This is a genomic window from Ferroplasma acidarmanus Fer1, assembly GCF_000152265.2.
Taxonomy (GTDB): domain Archaea; phylum Thermoplasmatota; class Thermoplasmata; order Thermoplasmatales; family Thermoplasmataceae; genus Ferroplasma; species Ferroplasma acidiphilum.
In genome coordinates this window covers 1,011,185-1,022,795 of sequence record NC_021592.1, presented here as the reverse complement: position 1 = coordinate 1,022,795, position 11,611 = coordinate 1,011,185, and the positions used below count along the sequence as shown (strand labels likewise).

Genomic DNA, 11,611 nt, shown 5'->3' with positions numbered 1-11,611 from the left:
TTATTTCAAATCTGCTTTAACAGATTTTAAGGCTTGAAGCCGGAGTTCTAATCTCTTTTCGCCATCCACGAATCTTTTACGTTCAATATCATTCTCCGGTATTATCTCAGGTATCTCTGTTGCATGGCCATTTTCGTCCAGTGCAACATATGTAAAAAACGCCCTTGTTGTAACATTGCTGTTACTGGTAATGACATTTTCAGAAGATACATCTATCTCAATTTCCATTGTTGATTTTGTTGTATAGGTAACAAATGAATGCAGATGCACTATATATCCAAGTTTTATTGGTGAAAGAAAGAACAGGTTATCTATGCTGCCCGTGACCACTTTCTTTCTGCTATGCTTAAAAGCTGTTATGCTCCCTATGTTATCCATCCATTCAACAAGCCTCCCACCATACAGGTCACCGAACATATTGGTGTCTCCGGGAAGTACAATGATTTCGGATGTTACATCCGATTCGCTAACTCTTTTTCCCATATAGGTTGATTGTAAATAATTTAATAATCTTATCATATATCCATAATTATTGATGGGATTTGATGAAAAGAATTGTAATGGCAATTGGCAACAATTATCCGGGCTATAACCAGAAATGCGGAAGCTCTGGATTAATTGATGATATATTCGCTAAATCAGGTAAACTGATATCAGAAAATGAAATTGTAGTGACATGCGGAGATAGTTATCCTGAAAATGCAGATACTTTTTATCCGGTGGATATCATCAATGCCTATGATCGTGTTAAATACAAATATGGATATTCAAAGGAGATTATTGCAGTTTTTACCAGGGTAGAAATCAGGAAAATTTCCAATCCTTCAGTACAAACAGGAGATAATTATACAGAAAGTGGAATTCCTGAGAATAGGAAAACGGAAGAATTCCTTGAGCCGATAGATATACCAGAAAAATCGGCAATTATGACGCTTATGTCCGATGGGTATTTACCCATAATTATTGGTGCAGGTTTTCCTGTGGTGAGAGAGTTGCAGTATTATAATAATTGCCATGGAATGGTTAATAATTATTCTTCCTCGTCACTTCTCGGAACGCTTATTGAGGCGGATGAGTTAATAATTATATCCGGGCATAAAGATGAATTTGAAGGAATCGTAAATAGCGGGAAATTATTGAAGAATATAACATTTAATGCCCTGATGGATATCTATAAAAGTGGGCACTTTAATGATAACATAACTGGCAAAAAGATAAAGGCCATGCTTGATTTCATTTCCAAGGGCGGGAAAAAAGCAATATTAATGTCAGCTGATATGGATAATGTAATTACACTTATACAATGATTCCAGCCACTGTAGTTATTTTCCAAATTTATTGCAGGAAATTGCAGTATTACTCTTCAAGCCTTTGAACTTCAGATACATCAGGGTAAACAAAACATTTTCTGCATCGCGGTTCATAACTCTCCATGCCGCCTATTTTTATCTGCTCGCCGAATATTTCTTTGCCATTCAAAATTCTCTGAGAAAATGTCGCATCTTCACCGCATTTTGCACATACTGCGGTCAATGAATAAACCTGATCTGCCCTTGATATAATATCCATAGAAGTTTTAAAAGGGTTTCCAAGATGGTTTTTGTTCAGGGCGGCTGCATAAACAATTTTATTTTCACTGGCAATTTTATCTGCTATCTCAGGCAATATGGACCCGTGATTCCAGAACTGGGCTTCGTCTATGCCTATCACATCCACATTTTTAGACAGGTTATACATTTTCTCCACGCCCTCATTATCTGTATTTAACACTATTGCTGGAAGCCTCATGCCCTTATGGGTGGTCACAAATGTTGTATCATATCTTTTGTCCATTTCTGGCTTAAATAATAAAGTATTTCGCCCTGCCAGAATTTCCCGTTCTAACAGTTCAATTAATCTTGAAGTTTTGCCTGAAAACATAGGACCGGTGATAACTGTTAGTTTTCCTATAATGATATTTTTCATTATTGTTAGTATTATTAACTCATATAAGTTTTTAACCAGCATGGCACTTTATAATAATGACTGTCATGCATACAATTAAGTTATGATGTATTAGAAAATATTATGAATATAGAGATGATTATGAATAACCTGGGTGAATTAATGGAAGCAGAAATTACAAATTTTAGGGAATATTATGATAATAAAATTATCACAGCGTTGATAGGAATAGAAGCCGAGATTAACAACGTTGATGCAATTGGAAGGATAATAGGAGAACATAAAAATGTCGAAGAGGTCTTTGTTGTTACCGGAGAATATGATCTTATAATAAAGGTCAGATTTCCCGATTACATAGCCCTTGAAAAGTTTATAGTTAATAACCTTAATTCGATACAGGGTATAAGAAAATCCAAAACAATGATGGTATTATCCATCATTAAGGATATGTATATGAGGTGATAGAATGGATGAGAATTTGTTTAACGAGGTTCTAGCCTTGATGGATGATCTGGAAGATGATTCGTCCATACCGAGGAATGTAAGAAAAACGTCTTCCGAAGCAAAAGAAAAGATGAAAGATGGCAAGGAAAGCCTTGATTTAAGGTGTGCCAATGTCATATCTGAACTGGATGATATCTCCAATGACCCGAATGTGCCGTCACATGGGAGGGCAGCCATATATACTATAATCAGCAAACTGGAAGCACTCTCAAAATCATGAGTTTATTATAAATTAAACATAGAAAATAAGCATTTTATAATATATTAATTTTTTTTTGTATAGTTAAATATATATAACATTATAATATTATTATCCGATTAAAAATGGCGCTTTCAGAAGAAGTTAACAAGCTGGCGAAATACCTAATGGTGTCTGACATCCCCAGAAGTGTGGCATACACACTGGTATATATAAAAGACAAGGGTGAAATTACCTCTGTTGAGGTTGAGAGGGAAACCGGATTAAGGCAGCCCGAAGTATCTATTGCTATGCAATGGTTGCGTAGAAAAAACTGGATTGCAAAAAGAAATATGAAAAAAGAAGGAAAGGGGCGGCCCGTGCACGGATATAAATTATCCAAGGATTTCAATGAAATACTTGAGGAAATAATAAATGAACGTGAAAAGAAAATAGATGAGATAAACAGTACCATAAACCAGTTAAAAAATTTTAAAAACTAAAACTATTTTTTTAATATATAAAAATATTAATTGTATATAAGCATGTAGAAATATGTCTTCGTTCAAGGATGGAATTATTGCAGGCCTGAAATCCGGGTTTATTTATTTTATTATTGCCTCAATAGTGAATGTTATTATACTCTACATATTTTCTGCAGAATTTGCATTTGCCTATGGATATACCATTACATCCAAAAATCTGTCACTTTTATTCACTGTGCTATTGGTTTCGCAGGTACGTGATTTATTGATACTTGGGCTGGTTTTTGGTGTGTTTTACTCCATTCTGCTGGCAAAATACTTTGATATTATCCCGAGAAATACACTGGATGGCAAAATAAAGTTTATGGTAATAGCTTACTGGCTCGTCTTTTTTGTGATAATAACGGTTTATAGCCTTGGCTTGTTAGGTATATACGATTTAATATTTTACTTCATAACATACATAGTAGCAAATTTCTTCCTCTCATTATTATTCGGGTCATTGCTTAAAAAATATAACTCGAAATATTTAACTCAAAGTGAATAATAATAATTATCCACAACTTTTACCTTGGTGTATGAGTTGTACCATTCATATTCCTTTTTCTTATTATTTTCATAGATTGCTGGAAGATAAGGTGTTTTAATTAATAACTCATTTTCAGGGTTTATCATGCATTCCACATAATTAACCGGCATACCAAATGACCCCACACGTATATCATCAAAGGGGTTCATATGTGTTGTAAGTGTGAACTGGTCAGATCTGCCCGCAATCAGGGGAATATTTGTGTATTGATGGAAAGCATTTTCTATTTCTCTATCGTAAAATGGCATTATACAGTATTTTACGCCAGAAATATTTATTTTTTTCTCAATGATGTGTGAGTAAAATGAAGGAGTCCCCACTACAAAATCACAGGCATTCCGGGAGATGGAAGCTGGGCTGTTTATGACAATGGTCCCTGAAAATGATATGGGAAGGGCTATTGAGTAGATTAAACCAAGAGGGGTTGAATGGTCTATATCAGAATAAAATACAGGTTTTCCATCAAATTTTGGCAACCAGTAATTGATTATGAATGTTTCTCCTATGATACTTTTCATGTTGAATGCCAACAGTTCATTTTTAATATGGAACATAATGCAGGAAGGTTCATGTGCTTCAGGCAGGGCCGGAACATTATCACTGTATATAAACTCATAAAATTTTAAGACATTATTTCCGTATTTAACATATGAACGATTATAGATATTATTAATTAAGGCTTTTCCCAGAGTGAGGAAATCATTAGGGTCCGATACAATATATTTTATCTGCTCATTTTTTGCTTTTTCTGCAAACTTCTTGCATATGATCATTACCTTTATGCTATATTTATCAATATATCCGTTAATAGTATTATCATCTGTTTTCCCATCAATTATCAAAATGCGTGCACCTATTTTTATAGATGAAATTATGGAGATAATATATGGTGGTGAAAAGTCCATTATGATAGCTATTGTTTCTCCTTTTCTGACGTTTAGCCTGTGTTCAAGCTGATATGCCATAGAATCCACATATTTAAGTAATTTTGAATATGTAATATACTTGTCATAAAATATTATTATTGGCCTGCTTCCATTTACTTCGGCATTTCTCAGCAAAAGTGAATACATTGAGATGTCAGGAATGTTAACATGGGTATTTATTGCCTCGATCATTGTTATATATAATCATTAAACAGATTTAAAATTTATTATGCATGATGATTTTAATATTATCTATCATATCCATTATGCCGTAATAAGAGCCGAATTTTTCAAAAGCTATGTCACCACATTTTTTGTTAATAAAAGACCCGAGGCTGGCTGATCTCAATGGGCTTACCTTTCTTGATGCAATGCCAGCAACTATTCCAGCCAGTACATCGCCGGTCCCGCCCATTGTCATGCGGCTATTGCCACCATATGAATAACGGATGTTAACACCATCGGTGATTATATCCTTACTTCCCTTCAATAAAATTATAAGGCCATATTTTTTAGCCGTTTCAACTGCATTTTCTTCTGTGGGTTCCAGACCAGTAAATGCTGTAAATTCCATTGAATGTGGAGTAATTATTGCATTTCTATCCTTAACTTCTGATGGGGTTATAAGTTTGAATGCGTCAGCATCCAGTATTAACTGCCCATTATAATTCTTTACTGCGTACTTTATTAAGTCCTCTGCTTCCTTGCTTTTTCCCATTCCAGGCCCTATAAGCATCGAATTCAAGCCTGATAAAGCCGGAAAATTCTTTCCGTTCACAGGATAAAACATTAAACCCGGATTATACGGCATTATTATAGACCTGTTAACCTCATTTGTAAATACTTTAACAAGGTCAGGGCCCACATTATACGCAGAAAGCGATGACATCACAGCTGCACCTGGAAATTCCCAGCCAGCAAGTATTCCAACTGTTCCGTTCATGCCTTTATGGGATTCTGGGGCTGAAATGGGCATGTAAACCATGTCACCGGGTCCTACAGCGGATTTTATTTGTTCCGGTATTCCTATATCTGATACAGTAATTTTACCGCTATTCTCACGATTCATTCCGGTTTTAATATCTGTAAATGTAACCGTATAATCAGGTTTTACCTGTATATTTGTCTGGAATCCAGATGGTACATCCACAGAGATTATGGTTTTTCCACTATTATTGATCTTTTCTATTATTTCAATGTATGGCTTTCGCGGATCACCGTTGATCCCAACTCCAAAAATTGCATCTATTATTATATCAGATCGGGAAATAAGCTCATCAAGGGAAGATAATGGGTAGTATGCCCCATTGTAATCATTTATAGCTCTCCTGGTTTCCTGCGTTTTTAATCCTTTCACATCTTTAATCAGCAGGACAGAAACATTATACTTTTTAAGAAGATACTCGCCGGAACATATACCATCCCCGGCATTATTTCCTGTGCCACATATTATTGCTATGGATTTGCCAGGAGGGATTGTATGTTCCACAAAATCTGATATGGATTTGCCTGCCTGTTTCATCAGTTTATATGTATCACCATAGGTACTGGCATAATTAATATCCATAGATTTTTCATCGAGATAATCCATGCAAAAACATTATACGGATCTACTTAAATATGACTGATTAGAGTTGAAACATTAAACATATATATTAATTCATCATGTTTAATCATGTCTAGAATTGTTTTGCATGAAAGGGACAAACCATATATGGTAAAGGTAGGCGATAAAGAGGTTCATATATGTGCATGTGGCCTGTCGGAAAATAAACCATATTGTGATGGACACCATATGAAGACCGTAGACGAAGATGGCAAATTGTATGTTTATGACCATAATGGGGACAGATTAGAAGTAAGTTCATTCTATAAAAAAGAATAAATAAATTTTATACCGCTCAGCTTGCCCGTCATTAATCATCAAATCATTTATTTGTAAATATCATCATAGCGGTATATCTTTATGATTTTATTGTATATTAAATTTATAAGATATGCATAGCACTATTTTTTCACGGTTAGTAATAATGTGAATTATTTATTGTAAGACCTGAAAAATGAATACCATCATAATTTTTATATCCTGATTATAATTTTATATTATGGGCATTTCGTTACGGGAAATGGTTAAAACTTTAAGATTTCACGGAGGTTTAATTCATAGCGCACTGGAATCTATTGATTCAGAATGTCTTGAAATTATCCCGATAAAAAATTCGGGATCATTCGGTAAACAATTCAGGCATATACTGGACGTTAGAAATTCTTATTTAGATGCTTTACAATCTGGAACCCTTGACTTTTATAGGAAAGATATTAACCATTTGCTGGAAAATAATAAACAGGAACTGCTAGAAGAGCTGAAATGCGTTATGGAGGAATTCTCCAGTATGGTTCTGACATATAGCAGCCAGAAAGTTTCAGATAAGTGGATAGATTGTACTCCCTCTATGAAATATCTCGGAGAAAACTTCAGAAATATTAGCCCATTACAGTTGACGGGTATGATAACCGAACATGAGATTTTTCACGAGGGCGAATTGGCTTTATATTATAGAGCTACAAATATAAAGTTTCCAGATAACTGGATAGTCTGGGGATTAGTTTAATCCTTTATTCTAGAATTGAGAATTATCAGAAAAAGATGGAGTTATAAAATGACTCAATAACCGGGATAACTCACAATTTTCAAATATACCATATATCATGACTACAAAACTATACACTTTTGTTAAATAAAAATGGGGCTGCCCGAATTTGAATCGGAGTCTCAGGCTCCCAAAGCCCGTAGGATGCCAAGCTACCCCACAGCCCCTCACAACTACAGTTTAAAAAGGTATATAAAATTTTTATCTAATGTTTTGGTTCTGGAGCTTTTACAGTTGGCTTTTGTTCAGGTATTAGCCTGGCTATTCTATGATTGGATACGTAAGCATAGTATATCATCATAAATACAAGCCATATTCCACCTACTACCGAAATTATAAAAGCAAGGTATTCCATAGCAGAATTCGTCGTAACTTTGGGTATATATGCTGCCATATTGGCGCTCCCGAATACATAGGGGTAAGCCTTCAGTTCAAGGAAAGTTATAGATATTATAGTAAGAATAACAATAAACGGCTTATATGATGCAAGATGAGTTGTTCCCTTAAATGCATACAGTATAGGTATTACCAGAGCAAGCACTATGGGTATTACTATAAGCGCATTATTGACAGAATAATCCTTGGCACTGATAGAATAATAAGAGGGCATGAATATTGCCAGGCCGACTATAACCAGTATTAATGGAAGGAATTTCCCCATTGCTGTTTTTATATCTGTTAACCTGTAAAATACCATTCCAATTCCATTTGCAAGTATAAGTGCACCGATAATAAATCCTATAACTCCAAGATGTGAATAGAAAACTCCAAAATTTGTGTAACTACTTGCATAGCTCGTAGATGAACCTTTAACGAATCCGTAAATATGCACACCGTATCCGCTTGTTATGGCAGCAAGTACTGATAATGCCATTATTCCCATAATAAATGTTGCTATAGAGTATACAGCGTATAATTTTCTCTCATCAAAATATTTGTTTTCATGCCATACGAATTCTGCGTATATGATAAAGGAGTTTCTTACCACAAGGAAAAATATGAATACTGCAAATAATGGAAATAGGGCATATGCAATTGAAGGCATCAGCACAGGTATAACATTCTCCATATCTACCAGCCAGAGAACAAAAAATGTACCCACAACTTCCCACACAGGGACTATGTATGATAGAACATTTACCCTTGTTTTATTATCCTTAAAACGTGTTGCTATTGGAACTATAGCCATTAATTCTGTTGCAAACATTGTAACCATGGATGCTACAACCACAATTAAAAATAGTACATCGAAATTTATGCCATAAATTAAGTTCGCCATTTATTTCACCTCATACCTGCCTTCGCAGAAACAGATTTCCTCGCCTTTCTTTCGTCTTCCATTTTTATGTCATCTTCACCAAGTTTAAGGTCTTCGTCCACATTTGATAATTTCATTACCTTTCCCGCGAAATAGAACGTTAAGGGGAATACTGCGAGATAGAATATGATAATTGCAATTCCAAGTGGAAACACAAGTGGTGATGTTGAGGCAGCCTGAGCAATTGTCATAGTACCGTAATGTTTTACACCGTCAACAACAAAACCTCCGGGCACAGGTGATCTTATTATGTATGGAACTCTGCCAACTTCGGCTGTGTACCATCCATCTTCCATGGTAAATACACCCATTATTGCAACTGCTATCCCACCAAGGAGTGTGAACCTGTGGCTTAACGGGTCTTTCTTCCTGAAATACTGTACCACAACATAGAGCCAGTATAATCCCATTAAAACACCAAACCCTACCATAAGGTCAAGGGTGTCATGCACTATGTATGGTGGCCATACTCCGTAATCAGTAACACCCTTATATGTCGTTAAAGGTATAAGCCCGGGAATAGATCCCTTCCCGAATGTTAAAGGAAATGCCAGCAAAGACTGGATATAAGGGAATGAGGGAGCATATGCAAGCTTATGATTTATTAATACTCCGAATATATGCTCCGGTGCCATGGTAGCGAATGACGTCCCTATTGTGGCATGCAGGTCAAGTTCCAGTGCAGTATATTTTATAGGTTCTATTACCATTAAAGTTGAAAGTTCATTTGAACCGGTTATGCCCAAATATATGATATCCAGAATCATGAAAACTGCTGTTATATTTATGCCTCTCCTGTAGATCATTTTTTCAGACATATTAGTTGTCTTCAAATATTTGTATATAAGATATCCGAGAATCATGGCTATGCCAGCGTAGTATACAGCACCTGACATGTGAAGTTCCTCTGCTGCCGTCGAAGCTGTGATAAATGGAGCGAATGGATTAACATTGGTTACTGCTCCTGTAGTAACAAATTTAGCAACATCGAATCCATTAGGTGTATTCATCCATGCGTTTATTTCAGTAACTGTGAATGCAGAAAGGTATGTGCCAATTGTAACTGCGAGGCTTAATCCCCAGTGTTCCCACCTGTTTTTGAAATCTTTCCAGAAATATACATACATTGGAAGGGCTATAGCCTCAAGCAGGAAAGAGAAAACTTCGACGTAGAATGGCCCCATAGCAACTTCCCCAACCAGCTTCATAAAAGATGGCCAGAATAGGAATAATTCCATAGCCATTACGGTCCCTGAAGCGGTTCCCACTGCAAAGAATATCACAAGAGCCTTTGAAAGTTTGTATGCAAGTGTATCATAATATTTATCCTTCTTTTTCAGTGCAAGGAATTCTGCTATAGTTACTGTTATTGCCAGACCCATACTCAGTGATACCAGCAAGATATGAGCGGATATAGTGTAAGCAAACATTGCACTATCCCAAACCGGGTATGATATGTTGAACATGTTTATCATTTTGCGATTACAAAATAATATTTAAAGTTAATTTAATTCACAAATTAACTAATTGTTATTAAAAAATCCTTGTTGTGATATTTTTATCACAAATATTGTAGTTTTTGATTTTTATAAAAAATATATTTTATATATTTAAACTATGGTAGGTTTAAATGGCTTAATTATATTTTTTTCTGCAGCCCTTTTATAATAGAGGTCCAGTGCCTTCCGGCCCTTTTCACCGAAATCTACCGAGAGTTCATTTACATACATTAAAATAAACTTTCTTTCAAGCTCAAAGTCATCGTATCTTGAATATTTCATTGCGTATTTTACCGCGTCAGTTTCGTGTTCAAATGCATATTTTATTGAATTTTCAAAGTCCGCTTTATATTTCAATTTATCCTCTATCGGCATATCCTTGCGTATTGCATTAAATCCTAAAGGTATGGGGAGGTCCCCTGCATATTTTTTCCATTCATCGTAAAGGTTCAGAACAGGTACAAGCCCCTTATCCTGATAAGTCAACTGTTCATCATGTATAAGTATTCCAGCATCTACTTCATTTTCCATAATTGCGTTTACGATTTTATCAAAGCGTATCTCTTTTAATGTGCCTGCTTCCGGTGCAAACATCCTGTACAGCAATTCTGCGGAAGTGTATTTTCCTGGGCTTGCTATAGTCTTTCCTTTCAGGTCAATATTTTTTTTGGCTATTACCTGTGGCCCATAACTTATACCAAAACTTGCTCCAGAAGTTGTCAGGTCATATTTATCAGAAACATGCATATATCCATTTGCAGATATTGCAGTGACGTCGTACTTTAAATCTACAGATTCCTTGTTCAGTGTTTCTATATCTTTTACTACCTGGTCATATTCAAATGATGTCTTGATTTTATGCTCAAACATGGCGTAAAACATAAAGGCGTCATCCGGATCCGGTGTGTGTGCTATCAACATTTTCATACCTGTCATATTACAATAAGGTTAAAAGTATTTTTTATAACACAACATCTTTGGGGAATTTAAAATTCAGGAATGAAAAATTACCTGGTAGAAGGTTGCTATATAAATATGAATCTATGAAGCCATATGGTTTAAAATGAACAGAATGCCTCTATGTACTTAATCAAAAATAATAAAATAGTGTATTAAAGATTTAATACAAATTTATATCCATATTCTATTATACCGCTGTCCCCGTCCTGCCTGATTTTCCTGAAAACGGAATGTACCTTCTTCCCCATATCAACATCTGCAGGATCACAGTCCACTATCTGGGCAGTAATTACAGGGCCTTCTGACAACTTTATGAGCGCAAGTACATAGGGTACCTGCCTTTTAAAGCTTGGAGGTGCATCATGCACAACTGTGTAAGATATTACTTCTCCATTGCCACTGAATTTTACTTTTTCCATTTTTCCTATAGATTCCCTATGGCATACAGGGCATACATCCCTCGGTGGGAAATATGAATTCCCACAATTTTTGCATTTAAATCCGATAAGATTGTATCTATACTCTGTTTCTCTCCAGATTCTCGATAACTCTGTCAT

At 35.4% G+C, this 11,611-nt stretch carries 15 protein-coding genes and 1 tRNA gene; 7 read left to right on the top strand and 9 right to left on the bottom strand.

What is annotated here, in order from left to right; all coding sequences use genetic code 11:
• The gene (locus FACI_RS05175; RefSeq protein ID WP_019841577.1) at positions 1-483 is read right to left on the bottom strand and encodes an acyl-CoA thioesterase; all 483 of its coding nucleotides are present in this window, start codon (positions 481-483) and stop codon (positions 1-3) included.
• Between the two features lie 62 nt (positions 484-545).
• Between FACI_RS05175 and FACI_RS05170 the strand changes: the two genes are divergently transcribed.
• A complete protein-coding gene (locus FACI_RS05170) occupies positions 546-1,307 on the top strand; it encodes an amino acid kinase family protein (RefSeq protein ID WP_009887076.1) in 762 nt (253 codons plus the stop codon).
• A gap of 49 nt (positions 1,308-1,356) precedes the next feature.
• On the opposite strand, the gene FACI_RS05165 is transcribed toward FACI_RS05170, so the two are convergent.
• Positions 1,357-1,965 (bottom strand): thymidine kinase, encoded by a 609-nt coding sequence (locus FACI_RS05165; protein WP_048074056.1) that lies wholly within the window; start codon positions 1,963-1,965, stop codon positions 1,357-1,359.
• A 141-nt stretch (positions 1,966-2,106) separates the two neighbouring features.
• Between FACI_RS05165 and FACI_RS05160 the strand changes: the two genes are divergently transcribed.
• From FACI_RS05160 to FACI_RS05145, 4 genes are all read left to right on the top strand, one after another.
• Positions 2,107-2,406, top strand: coding sequence for an Lrp/AsnC family transcriptional regulator (locus FACI_RS05160; protein ID WP_148285731.1), 300 nt, complete (start codon positions 2,107-2,109; stop codon positions 2,404-2,406).
• A 4-nt stretch (positions 2,407-2,410) separates the two neighbouring features.
• Positions 2,411-2,668, top strand: a complete 258-nt coding sequence (locus tag FACI_RS05155; protein WP_009887073.1) for a UPF0147 family protein — start codon at positions 2,411-2,413, stop codon at positions 2,666-2,668.
• A 104-nt stretch (positions 2,669-2,772) separates the two neighbouring features.
• The gene (locus tag FACI_RS05150) at positions 2,773-3,129 is read left to right on the top strand and encodes an ArsR family transcriptional regulator (protein ID WP_009887072.1); all 357 of its coding nucleotides are present in this window, start codon (positions 2,773-2,775) and stop codon (positions 3,127-3,129) included.
• 52 nt (positions 3,130-3,181) lie between these two features.
• The gene (locus FACI_RS05145) at positions 3,182-3,658 is read left to right on the top strand and encodes a hypothetical protein (protein WP_009887071.1); all 477 of its coding nucleotides are present in this window, start codon (positions 3,182-3,184) and stop codon (positions 3,656-3,658) included.
• Here the strand turns inward: FACI_RS05145 and FACI_RS05140 are convergent.
• Entirely contained in the window at positions 3,646-4,818 is a 1,173-nt protein-coding gene (locus tag FACI_RS05140; protein WP_009887070.1) for an AMP-binding protein, read from the bottom strand. The genes FACI_RS05145 and FACI_RS05140 overlap by 13 nt on opposite strands.
• A 25-nt stretch (positions 4,819-4,843) precedes the next feature.
• On the bottom strand, positions 4,844-6,217 hold the full coding sequence (locus tag FACI_RS05135) for a bifunctional ADP-dependent NAD(P)H-hydrate dehydratase/NAD(P)H-hydrate epimerase (protein ID WP_009887069.1): 1,374 nt from the start codon (positions 6,215-6,217) through the stop codon (positions 4,844-4,846).
• Between the two features lie 84 nt (positions 6,218-6,301).
• Here FACI_RS05135 and FACI_RS05130 point away from each other — a divergent pair, with 84 nt between their 5' ends.
• Together FACI_RS05130 and FACI_RS05125 are read left to right on the top strand one after the other, a co-directional pair.
• Positions 6,302-6,511: a CDGSH iron-sulfur domain-containing protein gene (locus tag FACI_RS05130; protein WP_009887068.1), complete on the top strand. Its 210-nt coding sequence runs from the start codon at positions 6,302-6,304 to the stop codon at positions 6,509-6,511.
• A 220-nt stretch (positions 6,512-6,731) separates the two neighbouring features.
• The gene (locus tag FACI_RS05125) at positions 6,732-7,238 is read left to right on the top strand and encodes a DinB family protein (RefSeq protein WP_019841573.1); all 507 of its coding nucleotides are present in this window, start codon (positions 6,732-6,734) and stop codon (positions 7,236-7,238) included.
• A gap of 133 nt (positions 7,239-7,371) precedes the next feature.
• Here FACI_RS05125 and FACI_RS05120 read toward each other — a convergent pair.
• The 5 genes from FACI_RS05120 to FACI_RS05100 form a co-directional block, all read right to left on the bottom strand.
• Positions 7,372-7,444: transfer RNA gene (locus tag FACI_RS05120), tRNA-Pro, on the bottom strand.
• Between the two features lie 38 nt (positions 7,445-7,482).
• Positions 7,483-8,556: a hypothetical protein gene (locus tag FACI_RS05115; protein ID WP_009887066.1), complete on the bottom strand. Its 1,074-nt coding sequence runs from the start codon at positions 8,554-8,556 to the stop codon at positions 7,483-7,485.
• 5 nt (positions 8,557-8,561) lie between these two features.
• On the bottom strand, positions 8,562-10,070 hold the full coding sequence (locus FACI_RS05110) for a cytochrome ubiquinol oxidase subunit I (protein WP_009887065.1): 1,509 nt from the start codon (positions 10,068-10,070) through the stop codon (positions 8,562-8,564).
• 135 nt (positions 10,071-10,205) lie between these two features.
• Complete coding sequence (locus FACI_RS05105; protein ID WP_048074177.1) at positions 10,206-11,021, bottom strand: menaquinone biosynthesis family protein; 816 nt, start codon at positions 11,019-11,021, stop codon at positions 10,206-10,208.
• A gap of 185 nt (positions 11,022-11,206) precedes the next feature.
• A complete protein-coding gene (locus FACI_RS05100) occupies positions 11,207-11,611 on the bottom strand; it encodes a Zn-ribbon domain-containing OB-fold protein (protein WP_009887063.1) in 405 nt (134 codons plus the stop codon).